General features: G+C 65.5%; 18 protein-coding genes. 5 read left to right on the top strand and 13 right to left on the bottom strand.

From position 1 onward, the window contains the following. Positions 1–568: 568 nt before the first annotated feature. Together LC039_RS20050 and LC039_RS20045 are read right to left on the bottom strand one after the other, a co-directional pair. Positions 569–1531, bottom strand: coding sequence for an alpha/beta hydrolase (locus LC039_RS20050; protein WP_226627739.1), 963 nt, complete (start codon positions 1529–1531; stop codon positions 569–571). 80 nt (positions 1532–1611) lie between these two features. Continuing rightward, entirely contained in the window at positions 1612–2544 is a 933-nt protein-coding gene (locus tag LC039_RS20045) for an alpha/beta hydrolase (protein ID WP_226627737.1), read from the bottom strand. A 117-nt stretch (positions 2545–2661) separates the two neighbouring features. Between LC039_RS20045 and LC039_RS20040 the strand changes: the two genes are divergently transcribed. Further along, positions 2662–3567, top strand: a complete 906-nt coding sequence (locus tag LC039_RS20040; protein ID WP_226627735.1) for a LysR family transcriptional regulator — start codon at positions 2662–2664, stop codon at positions 3565–3567. On the opposite strand, the gene LC039_RS20035 is transcribed toward LC039_RS20040, so the two are convergent. The 10 genes from LC039_RS20035 to LC039_RS19990 form a co-directional block, all read right to left on the bottom strand. Beyond that, positions 3508–4542 carry an ion transporter gene (locus LC039_RS20035; protein ID WP_226627733.1) on the bottom strand — a complete coding sequence of 345 codons (1035 nt, stop codon included), beginning with the start codon at positions 4540–4542 and terminating at the stop codon, positions 3508–3510. The two genes, LC039_RS20040 and LC039_RS20035, sit on opposite strands and share 60 nt — an antisense overlap. Next, positions 4539–5744, bottom strand: a complete 1206-nt coding sequence (locus LC039_RS20030) for a low temperature requirement protein A (RefSeq protein ID WP_226627731.1) — start codon at positions 5742–5744, stop codon at positions 4539–4541. The genes LC039_RS20035 and LC039_RS20030 overlap by 4 nt, the downstream gene beginning before the upstream one ends. 441 nt (positions 5745–6185) lie before the next feature. After that, positions 6186–7703, bottom strand: a complete 1518-nt coding sequence (gene murJ / locus LC039_RS20025) for a murein biosynthesis integral membrane protein MurJ (RefSeq protein ID WP_226627729.1) — start codon at positions 7701–7703, stop codon at positions 6186–6188. Between the two features lie 105 nt (positions 7704–7808). Continuing rightward, positions 7809–8588 (bottom strand): sulfate/molybdate ABC transporter ATP-binding protein, encoded by a 780-nt coding sequence (locus LC039_RS20020; RefSeq protein WP_226627727.1) that lies wholly within the window; start codon positions 8586–8588, stop codon positions 7809–7811. A gap of 12 nt (positions 8589–8600) precedes the next feature. Then, the gene (gene cysW, locus LC039_RS20015; protein WP_226627725.1) at positions 8601–9458 is read right to left on the bottom strand and encodes a sulfate ABC transporter permease subunit CysW; all 858 of its coding nucleotides are present in this window, start codon (positions 9456–9458) and stop codon (positions 8601–8603) included. After that, positions 9451–9738, bottom strand: a complete 288-nt coding sequence (locus LC039_RS20010; RefSeq protein WP_226627723.1) for a hypothetical protein — start codon at positions 9736–9738, stop codon at positions 9451–9453. The genes cysW and LC039_RS20010 overlap by 8 nt, the downstream gene beginning before the upstream one ends. Next, the gene (gene cysT, locus LC039_RS20005; protein WP_226627722.1) at positions 9731–10558 is read right to left on the bottom strand and encodes a sulfate ABC transporter permease subunit CysT; all 828 of its coding nucleotides are present in this window, start codon (positions 10556–10558) and stop codon (positions 9731–9733) included. The genes LC039_RS20010 and cysT overlap by 8 nt, the downstream gene beginning before the upstream one ends. A 5-nt stretch (positions 10559–10563) precedes the next feature. Continuing rightward, entirely contained in the window at positions 10564–11586 is a 1023-nt protein-coding gene (locus tag LC039_RS20000) for a sulfate ABC transporter substrate-binding protein (RefSeq protein ID WP_226627720.1), read from the bottom strand. Positions 11587–11610: 24 nt separating this feature from the next. Beyond that, positions 11611–11820 carry a hypothetical protein gene (locus tag LC039_RS19995; RefSeq protein ID WP_226627718.1) on the bottom strand — a complete coding sequence of 70 codons (210 nt, stop codon included), beginning with the start codon at positions 11818–11820 and terminating at the stop codon, positions 11611–11613. Positions 11821–11932: 112 nt separating this feature from the next. After that, a complete protein-coding gene (locus tag LC039_RS19990; RefSeq protein ID WP_226627716.1) occupies positions 11933–12436 on the bottom strand; it encodes an RrF2 family transcriptional regulator in 504 nt (167 codons plus the stop codon). Positions 12437–12563: 127 nt separating this feature from the next. Here LC039_RS19990 and LC039_RS19985 point away from each other — a divergent pair, with 127 nt between their 5' ends. Further along, on the top strand, positions 12564–13034 hold the full coding sequence (locus LC039_RS19985) for an Lrp/AsnC family transcriptional regulator (protein WP_226627714.1): 471 nt from the start codon (positions 12564–12566) through the stop codon (positions 13032–13034). A 79-nt stretch (positions 13035–13113) separates the two neighbouring features. Here LC039_RS19985 and LC039_RS19980 read toward each other — a convergent pair whose 3' ends face one another. Then, positions 13114–13536 carry a hypothetical protein gene (locus LC039_RS19980; RefSeq protein ID WP_226627712.1) on the bottom strand — a complete coding sequence of 141 codons (423 nt, stop codon included), beginning with the start codon at positions 13534–13536 and terminating at the stop codon, positions 13114–13116. Between the two features lie 258 nt (positions 13537–13794). Between LC039_RS19980 and LC039_RS19975 the strand changes: the two genes are divergently transcribed. From LC039_RS19975 to LC039_RS19965, 3 genes are all read left to right on the top strand, one after another. Next, positions 13795–14535, top strand: a complete 741-nt coding sequence (locus LC039_RS19975; RefSeq protein ID WP_226627710.1) for a FadR/GntR family transcriptional regulator — start codon at positions 13795–13797, stop codon at positions 14533–14535. Positions 14536–14559: 24 nt separating this feature from the next. Then, positions 14560–15549 (top strand): TRAP transporter substrate-binding protein, encoded by a 990-nt coding sequence (locus tag LC039_RS19970; protein ID WP_226627708.1) that lies wholly within the window; start codon positions 14560–14562, stop codon positions 15547–15549. An 89-nt stretch (positions 15550–15638) separates the two neighbouring features. After that, complete coding sequence (locus LC039_RS19965; protein WP_226627706.1) at positions 15639–16094, top strand: TRAP transporter small permease; 456 nt, start codon at positions 15639–15641, stop codon at positions 16092–16094. Position 16095 lies beyond the last annotated feature (1 nt).

Raw genomic sequence — 16095 nt, 5'->3', positions numbered from 1 at the left:
CCAGTCCCTTTAGCGTGGACCATTTACGACGCTCGAGGTCCGGTAAGATTTAGGCGGTGATGACCCGCGGCCTTTCGCCCCGCATGCTGAGCGACAGCTACGTTGCCGCGCTGGTGGCAGGTCCCAATTCCGCCGCGGTGGGGCATCTTCCCACGACCGGCCATTCGCTGCGGTTGCGAAGCCGAGGCAAAGGCGAACTCACAATTTGCGGGACCTTTCAGCCATTCGCTGCATGTGCTCGTTTCACGCTGCGCCCGCGAAATCTCGAGACAGGGAGAGCTAAGAGCAGTCATTCCCAGCGATCTGCACCTATGGACGCTCAACGAAGGAAGCGGACGGTTAGCACGCTGCTCTGGTGAGGCAGGACAGCGCAGTAACCGGACTTTGCCCGGCTCGGTACGCGCCCCGAAAGCTGCCGTTCAGGCGGGGCGCAGCGATCGGCTTCACCGAGCCCAAAGCGGACCCATACAGCCCCCGGTCCAGATCAGCGGCGGACCAAGAGACCTTAGCTGACGCTTTCAGCATGCAACGGCTCGATCCCGCAGCGCAGGACCGAGCCGTCTTGTCGTCAGGCAGCTTCGGCAGCGGCGACGTCATCTTCGCCGAGATGCTTCTTGAAGAACGGAATGATCTTCTCAAGCGCTAAGCCGACCGGCTCTTCCCGGTCGTAGAGGTCGTAGTGGGACCAATCCTGCAGTTCGACCAGTTTCCGCTCCTTCGATGCCATCGCGCGGCCGTAGATTTCCATGCCGTCCCGATAGGCCCCGAAGGCGCCGACCTTCTGGCCGATGACCACCAACATCGGCTGGGTCATCAGCGTCTCGGCGAAGGCAAACGCATCCCATGAGAGGGTCTTCTGGGCATGGCTGAAGACCATGCGCGTCGCCCCTCCGGGGGCCTGACCGCGCGGCGTCTTGTAGTAGTCCGTCGCCTCGAAGACGTCGCGCTCGGTCATCCCCGCCTCGCGTGCCGCATCAAGGCTGGCGGGCAGCAGTTCATTGACTTGCAGCTCTGCGCCGCGCGCCTCGGCGCTGCGCTGTCCGGCCATGGCGGTCAGTGCGCCGACCGGATCGAAGCCGCTGAAACCCTCTCGGAAGAGGCGACCGAGGTTCACCGGGGTGATCCCGACCACCGCCTTGATCCGTTTCTCGGTCAACGCGGCATTCAACGCGTAGCCGCCACCACCGCAGACGCCGATGACACCGATCCGATCCGCATCGACGAAAGGCAGCGTCACCGCGTGGTCGATCACATGGCTGACGTCCTCGACTCGCTGGCTCGGGCTCTCGGTCCAGCGGGGGCTGCCGCCGGACGCGCCCTGATAGCTCGCGTCGAAGGCAATGACGACGTAGCCCTGCTCGGCGAGCGTCTTGCCGTAGACACTGCCCGAGGTCTGCTCCTTGCAGCTTCCGAAAGGGTGGATGCTGACGATCGTCGGGTAGCGCTTGTCTGCCTTGAAGGCGGGCGGCAGGTGAATGTCCGCCGCGATGTGCCAGGCCATGTCGGGGTTCTGAAATGTCACGCTTTCCATGGTTTGAACTCCTTGGGCGTCAAATTGGCAGAGGCTGCCCCGCTCGCGATCCGGGCGGGGCACGCGTTGTCTGCGGCGGCTCAGGCGCCGAGCTTTTCCTGGAAGAAGGGCGCCAGCACGCTGACCGCCTCATCGACGAATTTCGCGCCGTCGTAGAGGTCCATGTGGTTGGCGCCGTCGACGACGTGGAATGTCTTGTCGCCGCTCGCGGCTCGGGAATATAGGTCGTCGCTCATCCATTTGCTGCCCGCGACACTGCCCGCGACGATCTGCAGGGGCTGGGTCAGGAAGGCCTCGGCGAAGTTGTAGGCGTCGTAGCTGATCAGCTGGGTCAGGCTGCGTGCCAGCCCGTAGCCCGGGGCGGTGGCGCATTGCGCGCGCTGGGTGTGGTAATACTCCCAAGCCTGGCGGAGCTCCTCGTTGGGGGCATCTTCTTCCTTCAGCGGCGCCATCGGGATCTGCGCCAGATCACCGCCGGTGGCGAGTGCCTGTGCATCCGCAGTGCGGGCGGCGGCCCCAGCTTCGAGGAAGGGCAGCGCGTCTGCATCGGCCACGTCATTGTCCCAGCCATTGCGGAACATCGCGCCGATGTTCACCGCGCTGACCGTGCCGACGGCCTTGATCCGGTGATCGTTGATCGCGGCGTTGGCGGTGTAACCGGCACCCGCGCAGATCCCCATGGCACCGATCCGGTCGGTGTCGACGTAGTCCAGCGTGGTCAGGTGATCGATGACCGCGCTGACATCCTCAGTGCGGATGTAGGGGTTCTCGAGCTGGCGCAGGCTGCCGCCGGACTCGCCCTGGTAGGAGGCGTCATAGGCGATGGTCACGAAGCCCTGCTTGGCCAGTTCCGCGGCATAGGTGCCGGCGGTCTGTTCCTTCACGCCGCCGCCGGGGTGCGAGACGACGATGGTCGGGTATTTGGCGCCCTCTTCGAAGCCCTCGGGCAGGTTGATGACAGCCGACATCTCGACGTTCGGGTTGTTGGTGTTGGCGAAGGTGATCTTGGTCATGGTCGTCTCCTTGGGGGTGGGATCGAACCGATCCGCTGGTGATGGAGCCAATATGACGCTTGAGCCGCTCAGTGATTAGACGGTAAGTTCTTCATGGACCTATAAGTGAGGTGATAAATGCGGCGCGAGGATATTGCCGATCTGACGGCCTTCGTGACGGTGGCCGAAGAGGGCAGCTTCACCAAGGCCGCAACCCGGCTGGGCATATCTCAGTCCGCACTGAGCCAGATCGTGCGGCGGCTCGAGGATCGCCTCGGGTTGCGGCTGCTGGCGCGCACGACGCGCAGCGTTGCCCCCACGCCCGCAGGTGACCGGCTGGTCCGGCGCCTTGGCCCGCTGCTGCGCGAGATCGACAGCGATCTCGCCGAGCTGAGCGAATTCCAGGACACGCCGACGGGCAATATCCGCATTACCTCGGTCGAACATGCGGCGAAGACCATCCTCATCCCGGCGCTGGCGGAGGTGCTCCCGGACTATCCCGACGTGAACGTCGAGGTCATCGTCGACTACGGGCTCGTCGATGTCGTGGCCGACAGGTTCGACGCCGGCGTGCGGCTGGGCGAGCAGGTGGCGAAGGACATGATCTCGGTGCGTATCAGCCCGGACATTCCTATGGCGATCGTCGGCGCTCCCGCCTACCTCGCGCAGCATCCCGTGCCGAAGACCCCCGAGGACCTCGTCGAGCACCGGGCGATCAATCTGCGCCTGCCGTCATCCGAGACGATCAACGCCTGGCGGCTGTCAAAGAATGGCGAGGCAAAGCGGGTCCGGGTCGAGGGCGCGCTCAGCTTCAACACCGTCGAGCTGATCCGGAAAAGCGCTCTTCTGGGGCAAGGTCTGGCCTATCTCCCGCGAGACCAGGTCGAGGACGATCTGGCACGGGGCACTCTGAGCCAAGTGCTGGCAGACTGGACGCCTGCGCTGCCGGGGTATCATCTCTACTACCCGAACCGGCGGCACAGCTCACCGGCGTTCCGGCTTGTCGTCGACGCGTTGAAGGTCCGGCTGCGACGGCTCGGCTGATCTGGCGCTGGCCATCTTGCGGCTGTCAAAGACATGGCCGCAGGCGGGACAGCAGCACTCCCCGCGTGGCACCTGCCGCAGCCGGACCTCCGAGAGGATGGCATGGGCGATGTCGCGGCTGATGCCGAGCTCGCGCCGCAGCCGCTCGATCTGGCGGCCTTCCTCGAGGTCGATCTTGCCGTCCTCCAGCGCCAGCCGAAACTCGTTGCGCAGGTGATCGCGGCGGCGGTGCAGGTGATCGGCAAGGCCGCTGGCGATGATACCGGCGGGCAGTGCCGCCATGCCGACGCCGAGCACCGTGATGAACCCGCCGAAGACCTTGCCCAGAGGCGTGATCGGCGTCACGTCGCCGTAGCCCACCGTGGTCAGCGTCACCAGTGCCCACCACATGGCGGCGGGGATCGAGCCGAACTCCGAAGGCTGCGCCTCGTGCTCGACGAGATAGGCGCCGGTCGCCGCGAAGACGAGCAGGATCGTCAGGATCGAGAAGGCGGCCACCAACGCGCCCGCTTCCTCGCGGATCACCGAGATCAGCACCGACAGCGCCGGGGAATAGCGCGTCAGCTTGTAGATGCGGAAGAGCCGCAGGATGCGCAGCATCTGCAGGTCCGAAGTGAAGACGAGCCCGATGAAGAAGGGCAGCACCGCGCCGAGATCGATCAGCGCCATCGGGCTGCGCATGTAGCGCAGCCGGGCGCGCCAAGGCGGCAGCCTGGGTTCACGCTCGGCGCTGGCCCAGACCCGTAGCATGTATTCGACCGAGAAGATCGAGACCGAGATCGTGTCGAAGGCACGGAAGCTGGCGTGATGCGCGGCGTAGATGCGCGGCACGGTCTCCAGCGCCACGGCGATCACATTGGCGATGATCAGCAGGATGAGCGCGACGTCGAGCACCCGCGCCAGCCTCGGCCCGGTCCCGGGGTGTTCGAGCAGCAGATAGGCCCGCCGCCGAAGGCTTTCCTTGCCGTGGCTCACGATGCCGGGGTGGCGCGCAGGTCACGGACTGCGCGGTAGAGCGGCACGCCGATCTGCGAGAAGAGCGCGATGCCCCAGCCGAGGTTGCCGATGATCGCGGGCACGTAGGAGTGGATGAAGAACATGAAGATCGCCATGGCCACCCCGAAGAGCCGCAGACCACCGCTATGGTAGCGCCGGGTCTCGTCGCGGCCCTCGACCAGCAGCTGCAGCACCCAGAGCGCGGCCAGAAACACGGCCAGCCCGATCGTGCCAAGCGCCCCATAGCCCGGCGGATAGGGCTCGAGAAAGCCGACATAGACTTCGCCCGCCAGTGCCACGCCAATGGTCACCGCGGCCCAGAGGATGACGATATGCGCGAACCAGTAGCACAGCATCAGCGGCACCTTGCGTGTCTTCAGCTTGGCCATGCCCGCGCTGTCAAAGTAGATCCACGCCAAGGCAAAGAGCGACAGCCCACCCATGGCAATGTTGAAAAACGTGCCGGGATAGGCCTCGTCGATGCCCTTGTCGGCGAGCGTGACGCAGAGTTTGAAGAAGCCCTCCCCGAGCAGGATCAGCATCAGCAGACCGAAGCGTTCCGACAGGTGGCCAAGCCGAGGCAGGAAGCGCTCGAAGCGCAGCGTGCCGATGCCAGGCAGCAGGTACATCAGCTGGATCATCACGATCCCCGCGCCGAACACCCAGTAGGCCTGCGGCCGCGGCAGGAAGGCGGAGACCGCGAAGACCGCAGCAAGGATGAAGAAGTTCCGTCCCATCTCGGAGGCCAGCGAGGTGCTCTCGGCCCCGAGATGCCGCGCCCGCCAGTAGAGCCATGCGGTGAGCGCCCGGTTAAGCGCGTAGCCGAGCGCGAAGAACGGCCAGCCCCCGTGGGTGATCTCGGGGATCGCCGCGGCGATGAACATCATGGTGACGATCTGCACCGCCATGGCCACGCGGTGCGGGATGTCGGTCGAGATGTAGAGCGAGTTGTAGACCGAATTGTCGGCCCAGGCGAAGAAGATCGCGATGAAGAGGAAGCTGTAGGTCCAGAACCCGGCCCAGTCGAGGTGATGCGACAGGTAGTTCCCGAGCAGGAAGATCGTCACCACATGAACGAGGTCGTAGAAGAGCTCGACCCAATGCACGTGGTTGCTTGCGCCCCCCTCGACATCCAGATGGTGCCGTGGGCGGGTCCAGATCGGAAAGTCTTTGAGCGGCATGTTTTCTCCCTCGCGAAGCGATGTCTGCCCTATAGGGGTAGAGAAGGAGCGGCAGGTCGCAAAACTCTTTTTGGATTGAGGAAGGTGCTAAGCCCGGGCTGACGGCCTGATCCTGACAGCATCGGCGTGACTGCGGATGGGCAATGGCAGCTTTGTCCCGCGCTGCTGCCGCCCCATGCTCTCGGGGTGAAGGTCCGCTTCGCCGCGTAGGCAACTCGGGGCGAAGGTCGCGGAAGGGCTGACACCAGCCGAATGCACGCGCAGCGAGGGAGCCGCTTGGCAAGCACAGATCTGGGTTAGGTGGCGCCTTTCGGCAATGCAGATAACAGCTACCGTCTGACTCGGCATGAAGGAAAGTATCGGTGTTGTGTTGCCGACTCTCTAATTCGGTGTCTGTCCTTGAAACGCATATCCGTGGATACGCGAAGAACTTGGAGCGGGTCAGCTGCGACGGTGATTTAGGGCGCCAAGTATCCAGTAGCTGCCGAGGTAACTGCAGCCTCCTAACAGCACCAAAGCGCCGAGCGCGATATACCGGATGCCTTCCGCTTCCAGCGCGCCGCCGAGCGAGTGTTGCACGCCCGAAACCACACCGCCCAAGACCGCCGAGGCGAGAAGTATCCGTAGAAGACGACGCCGCAACCGGGTGTCGAGCTGTACCGCGGTGCCAAAGGCGCGCGTTCCCCGCCAGAGCTGTAGCGCCATGGTCCAGCCAGCGACCGTGGTGCCGAGCGCGGCGGCAGAGAAGCCTAGGACCGGTGCGAGGCCAAGCGCCACCACCGCATTGACCGCCATCGACCACAGCGCGAAGCGGAACGGGCGGCCTGTGTCCTCGCGCGCGAAATAGAGCGGCTGCAGCACCTTCTGCAGCACGAAGGCTGGCAGCCCCGCGCCGTAGATTGCCAGTGCAAGCGCGGTCGGCCCGACGTCGCTCTCGAGAAAGGCGCCGCGACGGAACAGCACCGAGATCAGCGGCTCGGCCATGACCACCAGGGCGACCGAGGCGGGCACCGTCAGCAGCAGGGCAAGTTCGGCCGCACGGTTGAAGGCGTGGCGGGCTCCCGCCGTGTCGCCCGCCTTGTGCCGCCTCGCGATCTCGGGCAGCAGGACAATGCCGATGGCGATGCCAACGACCCCGAGAGGCAGCTGGTAGAGCCGGTCGGCATTGGTCAGCCAGGCGATGCCGTGCTCGAAGAAGGAGCCGACCTGACGTCCCACCAGCAGGTTGACCTGCACCACCCCTCCGGCCAGCACCGCGGGCGCGGCAACCGCGAGCAGGCGGCGCATGTCGGGGCTCAGCCGAGGGCGGCGCAGGCTCAGCGCAAAGCCCATGCGCTTTGCCGCCAACCAGACCATCGCCAGCTGCGCCAGCCCCGACACCGGGGTCGACCATGCCATCGTTAGCCCCATGTCCCAGCCGCGCCGGTTCGCCAGCAGCATCGCGGCGATTAGCACGAGGTTCATCAGCACCGGCGCGGCGGCGGCGGCTACGAAGCGACCGCCCGCGTTCAGCAGGCCCGAGAGCAGGGCCGTGAGCGAAATGAACAGGATGTAGGGAAAGCAGATACGCCCGTAGATCACTGCAAGGTCAAACCTCTGATCGCCAAGAAAGCCGCTGGCCTGGAGCGCCACCAGCCAGGGCATCGCCAGATGCGCCAGCAGCGACACCGCGAGCACCACGGTGAAGAGACCGGAGTACGCCTCTTCGGCGAAGCCGCGCGGGTTGTCGCCGCCCTCGAGACGCCGCGCGAACATCGGGACGAAGGCGGTGTTGAACGCGCCCTCGGCAAAGAACCGGCGGAACATGTTGGGCAGGCTGAAGGCGACAAGGTAAGCTTGTGCGACCGGTCCGGTGCCAAGGTAGGCGGCGATCATCAGGTCGCGCAGGAAGCCGAAGAGACGGCTGGCAAGGGTCCAACTGCCAACCGACAGGATACCTCGGAGAAGCGGGCTTCTCATCGGGCGGGCAAGACGGGGTGAGGGGCAGGCATGGGGCCTCGTGAGAATCGTGCTCGGCGCGCGGCCCTGAAGGCGGGGTGCCCCGGGCCGCGCTGCGCGCTTGTGCTATCGTGGTGCCGTCGTGCTGTCGAGGATCGCACGGCCGACCGCAGGTGCAATGTCCGCCGAGGGGGCGACGAACCTCCGGACGAAATCGGTGGCGGGACGGTTGCGGATTTCGGCCGGCGCTCCGACCTGCTCGATCCGACCCATCGACATGACCGCGACGCGGTCGGCGAGGGTCATCGCCTCCTCCTGGTCGTGGGTCACGAAGACCGTGGTCAGCCCGGTGGCGTCGTGGATCTCGCGCAGACCTGCCCGCAGCTCGCGCCGCACCCGCGCGTCGAGCGCGCCGAAGGGCTCGTCGAGCAGCAGCATGCGTGGCTCGGTGGCCAGCGCCCGGGCGAGCGCGACCCGCTGGCGCTGGCCACCCGACAGCTGACTAGGGTAACGCGCGGCGATCTGCGGAAGCTGGATCAGTTCTAGCAGGCGCTCGACGCGGCGGGTGATCTCGGCACTGCGGGGGCGCGCGCGGCGTGGCCGGGCGCGCAGGCCATAGGCGATGTTCTCGAAGACGGTCATGTGCCGGAAGAGCGCGTAGCTCTGGAACACGAAGCCGGTGCGGCGCTGCTGCACCGGAGTGCCGGTGGCATCTCTGCCGTCGAGAAGTACCCGCCCGGCGCTTGGCTGTTCGAGCCCGGCAAGGATGCGCAGCAGCGTGGTCTTGCCGGAGCCGGAGGGGCCGAGCAGCGAGACCATGGCGCCTGAGGGGATGGACAGGGATACCGGGTGCAGCGCGGGGGTGGTGCCGAAGCTCTTGGAGATCTCGTCGATGTCGATATGCATGGGGGTCTCCTCTCAATGCCGGCGGGTGGCGGACAGAAGGTCCGCGTGGCGCCATTCCAGCAGGGATTTCAGGGCAAGCGTCAGCAGCGCGAGCGCGGCCAAGAGCGCCGCCATCGAAAAGGCGGCGACCGAGAGATACTCGTTGTAGAGCATCTCGATCATGATCGGCATGGTGGTGGTCTGGCCGCGGATCTTGCCGGAGATCACCGCCACCGCGCCAAACTCTCCCATGGCGCGCGCATTGCAGAGCAGCACGCCGTAGAGCAGCGCCCAGTGGACGTTGGGCAGGGTCACGGTGCGGAACATGTGCCAGCCCGAGGCGCCGAGTGTCAGCGCTGCCTCCTCCTCGGCGCGGCCCTGCTCGGTCATCACCGGGATGAGCTCGCGCGCCACGAAGGGGAAGGTGATGAAGAGCGTCGCCAGCAAGAGCCCGGGGAAGGCGAAGACGATCTTCAGCTCATGCGCCTGCAGCCAGACCCCGAGCCAGCCGTGCGAGCCGTAGAGCAGCACCAGTGCAAGGCCCGCGACCACCGGCGAGACTGAGAAGGGGAGGTCGATGAGGGTGATCAGCACGGCCTTGCCGCGGAAGTCGAACTTGGCGATGGCCCAAGCGGCGGCGAGGCCGACGATGGCGTTGAGCGGCACCGAGACCGCGGCAACGAACAGGGTGAGCCGGATCGCCGACCAAGCGTCGCGCTCGGTCAGCGAGGCGAGCGCGGCGGAGAGCCCGTCGCGCAGCGCCTCGGCGAAGACCACGGCGAGCGGCGCGATCAGCAGCACCAGGGTCAGCGCCAGTACCGCGAGGGTCAACAGGGCGCGGATCGGCGGTGCCTCCGTGGTGACCGGATGTGGCGGGCTGGACTCAGACATGGCGGTTCTCCTCGTGCAGGCTGCGCACTCGGGTCCGTGGAGGCAGGGGGCGGGTGGCGAGGAACAGCGCGGCAAGCAGCGCGCCGGGCAGGGTCAGGTAGGCGAGCAGCACGACCCAGAGCGGCGCGCCCGCGTTCCAGAGTACCAGCGCGATTGCGAGGCCGAGCGTGCCGAAGGCACCGCCGATGGCAAAGCCGCTGCCGGGGGGAAGGCTGCCCGTCCGCACCGTGCCGCGGCAGGCGCACGGCGGGGTCGGGCTAGAGAGGTTTCGTTCAGACATGGCCGATCCTCCTGCGGGTCCAGACCTGTGTGGCGTTAATGAAGAGCAGCATCGCAAACGAGATGCCGAGCATGGCGAGGCCGATGGCGGCGGCCGCGTCGTAGTCGTATTCCTCGAGCCGGATGACGATCAGCAGCGGCGCGATCTCGGTCTTTCCCGGCAGGTTGCCGGCAATGAAGATGACCGAGCCGAACTCGCCGACCGAGCGCGCCAGTGCCAGCGCGAAGCCGGTCAGCAGCGAGGGCGTCAGCACAGGCAGCACCACGCGGCGCAGCGTGCGCAGGCGCGAGCCGCCGAGCGTGGCTGAGGCTTCCTCCCACTCCGGGTCGATCTCGTCGATCACCGGCTGGACGGTGCGCACCACGAAGGGCAGCCCGACGAAGACCAGCGCCAGCCAGATGCCCACCTCTGTGTAGGCGATGCTGATCCTGAAGGGGGCCAGCGCTTGGCCGAAGACACCGCTCGGCGCGTAGAGCGTGGTCAGCGCGATCCCCGCCACCGCTGTCGGCAGCGCAAAGGGCAGGTCCACCGCCGCGTCGATAAGGCGGCGGCCGGGGAAGCGGTAGCGCGTCAGCACCCAGGCCAGTGCGAGGCCGAAGACCAGGTTGAACAGCGAGGCGACCAGTGCCGCACGGAACGACAGCAGCAGTGCAGCGCGCACCCGCGCCGGGGCGAGGTGACCGGAAATCTCCACCGGCCCCATGAGGATGCCCTGCCCGAGCAGCGCCGCGAGCGGCAGCAGCACGACCCCGGTCAGGGTGACGAGCAGGATCCCCATGCCGAGGCCGAAGCCGGGCAGGGGCGAGGCTACGCGCAGCATTAGGCTCACTCCGCGGTGATCTGGTCGAAGATGCCGCCATCGCCGAAGAAGCGTGGCTGCGCCTCGGTCCAGCCGCCAAAATCGGCGATGTTGACCAGCTCGAGGTCGGGGAAACGCTCGATGTCGTCATCCGCGGCCAGCGAGGTGTCCCAGGCGCGGTAGTAGTTGGCGAGCGCCAGCGCCTGCGCCTCGGGGCTGTAGAGATAGTCGAGATAGGCCTGCGCCACTTCGCGCTGCGCCTCGTCCTCGATATTGCCCGGCACCAGCGCCACAGACGGCTCGGCAAGGATCGAGACCGAGGGCACGACGATCTCGAAACTGTCCTCGCCCAGTTCGTCGAGCGCGAGGAAGGCCTCGTTCTCCCAGGCCAGCAGCACGTCGCCGACGCCGCGCCGGGTGAAGGTGGTGGTCGCCCCGCGCGCGCCGGTGTCGAGCACGGGCACATGCTTGAAAAGCTCGGTCACGTAGTCGCGCGCGCTCTCCTCGCTGCCGCCGGGCTGGTTCAGCGCCCAGCCCCAGGCGGCCAGGAAGTTCCAGCGCGCCCCGCCCGAGGTCTTGGGGTTGGGGGTGATCACCTGCACGTCGTCGCGGATCAGGTCGTCCCAGTCGGCGATGCCCTTGGGGTTCCCCTCGCGCACGAGGAACACGATGGTCGAGGTATAGGGCGCGGAATTGTGCGGCAGGCCGGCCTGCCAGTCCTTTGGCAGCACCTCCGAGCGCGCGGCGATGGCGTCGATGTCCGAGGCCAGCGCCAGCGTGACGACCTGCGCCTCGAGCCCGTCGATCACCGCGCGGGCCTGCGCGCCAGAGCCGCCGTGGCTCTGCTCGAGGGTCACGGGCTCGTGGCCCTGCGCCTGCCACCACTCGGCAAAGAGCGCGTTGTAGGCGCGGTAGAATTCGCGTGTGGGATCGTAGGAGACATTGAGCAGCCGGGTCTCGGCGGCCGCAAGGCTGGGGCCCATGACCGCGCTGCTGGCCAGAAGTGCGGCGAGCAGGGGGGCGGGGGTGCGACGGAAGGCAAGGGTCATGTCGGGTCTCTCCTTGAGGGGAAGTCAGGCGGGCAGTTGCCCGGGCCGGGTCACGCGGACCCTCCAATGAGCGGGGTTGCGGCCGCGCATCAGTTCGCGGGCGGCGAAGGCGGGATCGCTGGCGAGCACGGTCAGTTCGCGCCCGCCGACAAGCAGCGGCAGGCCGGTGTCGCGGGCCACGAGATGCAGCACGTGGACCCGGCCTGTGGGCCTGGTGTGAAGAGCGTTCGGCATTCAGGTCCTCCTTTAGGAAACGGGCGGGAACGCCCAATGACCTAAATATCCACCGCCTTAGTCGTGTTTTCGAGAGAAGGGGTTCAGCGTTCTGCGCCGCCTTCGGAGAATTTTATTCTCCGGCGACCGACTGCCGTGACGATCCACTTTCCTGCGCCGCCGTTCCAGGCGCGCCGGTTCCGAAGGTTTTTGCTGCCATCGCAGGATCTTTCAGCAAATCCTGCAGGGTCAGCGATTCGATCAGCAGCAGGTAGCTGTAGAAGACCTCGCCGAAAACCCGGCGCAGCTGGCAGCTCTGCTCGTCGGTGCAATCCTCGCAGCGGCGGTAGGCACGGCGCGAGAGGCAGGGCAGGGGGGCGATGGGACCGTCGATCTGTTGAAGCAGCTCGCCGAGCGAGATTTTCGAGGGCTCGCGGATCAGGAAATAGCCTCCGGAGCGGCCCCGCTTGGCCCCAAGATACCCCGATTTGCGCAGATCGAGCAGAATGTGCTCGAGAAAGCGCTTTGGCGCGCCGGACCGCTGTGCGACCTCCTCGATGGTCAGCGCCGCGCCATCTTCGAGCGCTCCGAGAGCCATGAGAGACTTGAGGGCATACTTGGTCTTTTGCGTGATCATGGGGCCAGTAAATCACCAAATTCACGGCGGGAGAAGTCGTCTTTCCATTAATCACGACAAAGACGGTAGACATATTGTTAAAATGCGACATGCTGAGCCGGTAACCCGAGTCGCAGGAGGGACCCGGATGGAACTCGACCGCATTGACCGCAAGATCGTCGCGACGCTGATGGCCGATGCGACTGTGCCACTGGCACGGCTGGCGGACATGGTCGGCCTGTCGCAGACTCCCTGCTGGAAGCGGGTGCGCAAACTGGAGGATAACGGCGTGATCAGGGGCCGTGTCGCGCTCGTTGATCCCGAGCGTCTAGGGCTCGGCCTGACCGTTTTCGCCGCGGTTTCCGCACCGGAGCAGAGCGCGGATTGGCAGCGGAAGTTCGAAGTCATCGTCGATGCCATGCCCGAGGTCATGGAGGCCTACCAGCTGGCCGGGAGTCACGACTACGCGCTTCGGATCGTGGTGCGCGACATGGTCGAGTTCGAGCGAATCCGCCGACAGATCACCGAGGCGATCCCGGTGCGAGACCTCTCGGTGAACTTCGCGCTGCGGCGGTTGAAGGCACAAACGGTTCTGCCGATCAACACGGTCTCCGCCTAGCTGCGGCGTTCCGAAGCTCTTTCACCGATCCGAGCGGGGGTGTTGAGGTGCTGCCGGAGTGCGTTGACATCCTGCTGGGTCAGCGCATGGCCTGGACCGGCTTAGACCCGCTGTGGGACCTCGGCGCCGAGGGCTTTGATGCGCCGCGCTCTGGACGAAGCGGGCGAGCGGGATGTGCGTCGAGGTCGTGCACGCTCATGTCCAGTCTGAGCCCGTCGAGCCGCTGCCGGTAGTCAAGGCGCTTGGGCGGGAAGCCATAGAGATCGTCGCGAGGCGGCCCCTCGCCATCACCGCTGCCGATGAGGCCGGCGGAGAGGCCGAAGACGGCGGAGAGGCCCGCGCCCTCGCGCGCGGCGAACTCCAGTGCAAGGCAGCCGCCCTGGCTGAAGCCGGCGAGGCTGATCGCGCTACGCGCGAAGCCCTCTTCCTGCAAGGCGTCGATGGGCCACCGCGCCATTCGGTCCGAGACAGGCGTGTGATCTAGCTTGGTCACGGGCACCATTCTTGCGTCCTTGCGGTGTCAATCCCGTCGCTCCTAAAGCCCGGTGGGCGCACCATGTTTCCAAAAGTGGTAAGACCTCTTTCATCAAGGTGAGAGATCCAATCGCTGTGAATATTCTGATTAAATACAACATGATAATCGGAGATCTCTCCGATCTTGCTCCGAGAATATCGGCGAAGCTCGCCAGGGTGTCAGATATTAGTTGGCAAGAAGCCAACCCAGAGGTTCACTTTGGTCAGCTAGGAGGAGGCCAAAGGGATGAGCGAGGGGGATCAGCCTCAATCGCAGAAGGGGACGGATCGCGTCATTGCGTATTTCAAGGACGCTCTGATGTCCGGTGAGCTGCGGGTCGGTGACAGGCTGAAGTCGGAACGCGACCTTGCGAGCGAACTCGAGGTGGGCCGCCCGCTGCTGCGCGAAGTGATCCGCTCGCTCGCCATGCTCGGGATGCTCGACGTCCGCCACGGCAGCGGCACTTACGTGCGGCAGGCCAATCTCGGGACCGTGTCGGACTTCTTCACCTTCTGCCTCGCTCAGCAGCAGGACATGCTCGATGACGTGATGGAAGCGCGGATCGGGATAGAATGCCAGGCGATCCGGCTCGCCTGCACCCGGGCGAACGAGGTGGATCTCGCGCGCATCGGCCAGTGGTTCGGTTCGCTCGTCGACACGCTGGATGATCCCGAGGCGGGGGGGCGGGCGGACTTCATGTTCCACCGCTCCATCGTGGCAGCGAGCCACAGCAGCTCGCTCATCACCCTGTACGGCGCCCTGTCGGAGCTGCTTCGGCGCAGCCACGTACAGCGCCGAAAGACGGTTTATCATGAGCGATCCGTGGTCGGAGACCTCGTGGAAGCACATCGAGAGGTGTTCCTCTCGATCGTTGCGAAGGACCCGGAGGCCGCGGACAAGCGGCTGCGGGAGCACTTCGCCATCGGCGACGAGCTGCGTCGCCGGAGCCTGATCGACAGTTATCGGAAAGGGCTCAGAAAGGCCTAAGACGACAAGCGAAGGGAGGAGAACATGTTCGCTTTTTCTGCTCGGCAGCTTCTGGCTGTCGCGACACTCAGCCTGTGCGCGCTGCCCGCCGCAGCGGCTGAACTGCGGTATGCCCACGTGGGCGCGGAGGGGGATTTCCAGACCCGTTTCGCCGCAGAGGCCGCCGCCGCCATAGAGGAGGAGACCGGCGGCGAGGTGACGGTGCAGGTGTTCCCGGCCAGCCAGCTCGGCAATGTTGCCGAAATGGTGGACGGGGTGCGTATGGGCACGATCCAGATGGGGCATCACGACTTCGCCTCGCTGGCCCGTATCGCGCCGGAGGTTGCGGTTTTCAACGCCCCCTTCGTCTACGAGAACGCTGAGCATGCCATGCGCGCCACCGACCCGGCGAAATCCGAGGCTCTGCAAGAGATTAATGCCCGACTGATCGAAGAAGGCGGGGTACGGATTATCGGTCGTATGTATCGCGGCGCGCGCCACATCTCCTCGAATTTCGAGATCAAGTCGCCGGATGACATGGCAGGCAAGCCGTTCCGCGCCGTCCCGCTCGACCTGTGGGTGTCGATGGTCAAAGGCTTCGGCGCGACGCCGACCCCTGTTGAGGTCTCGGAACTGCCGACGGCGCTGATGACCGGCATGGTGGTGGGACAGGAGAATCCACTGACCATGATTTCGGCCAACAAGCTCAACGAGGTGCAGAGCCACGTCGCAATGACCGGCCACATGCAATCGGTGCTTGCGGTCTTCGTCAACGAGAAGGCGTGGCAGGAGCTCTCCGAAGAGAACCGCGCGGCGATCACCGCGGTGCTTGACGCCAAGGCGATGGAGTCGCTCGGCTGGGCGCAGGAGTCCGAGCAGGCGCTCGTTGAGGAACTCACCGGCAAGGGCATGACCTTTACCACCGAGGAGAATGGCCTCGATCTCACCGCCTTCCGCGAGAAGGTTCTGGCGCAGATCAACGCAGATTTCCCGGATTTCGAGCCGTACATCCAGCAGATCATGTCGATGAAGTGATCAGTCGCGGCGCGGGCACATGACTTGTCCGCGCCGTTTCGACACTTCAAGTGCCCCAGTATTTCCCCAAGTCCCGGAAACCCGGCCTCATGCTCAAGATCCTCCGCATTCTATGTGTTGCCATGCTTGCCTCGCTGATCGGGCTGCCGTTTCTGCAGGTCATCATGCGCGATGTCTTCGGCTCCGCCATCGTTGGCGTTGAAGAGTTGACCCGGTTCCTGCTCATCTGCACCGTCTTCGTCGCATATCCGCTGGTCGTGCGCTCGGGTGAGAACATCGTTATGGGTGAGTTCCGCGCGATGCTTCCGGAACGTGCGCAAAACTGGATGGGGCTTGTCATCACTCTGATGTCGCTCGGCGCCTGCGTCACCATTGCCGTGGTGACCGCGCTGAACATTTCGGACAATCTCCGGAACGCAACGCCCACGCTGAAAATCCCCTTCTGGATATTCCTCGGCGCCTGCTTTGTAGGCTTCGCTGGCGCGGGCATTTTCCACGTGCTTCAGCTGCGCAAGAAGCCGGAACCCAAATCGGTGAGCCTCTGAG

Origin of the sequence: Alloyangia pacifica (assembly GCF_020524285.1) — a bacterium.
In the GTDB taxonomy this organism is placed as follows: Bacteria; Pseudomonadota; Alphaproteobacteria; order Rhodobacterales; family Rhodobacteraceae; genus Salipiger; species Salipiger pacificus_B.
The sequence above is the reverse complement of the archived record's forward strand: the minus strand, read 5'-3'. Positions and strand labels throughout refer to the sequence as shown.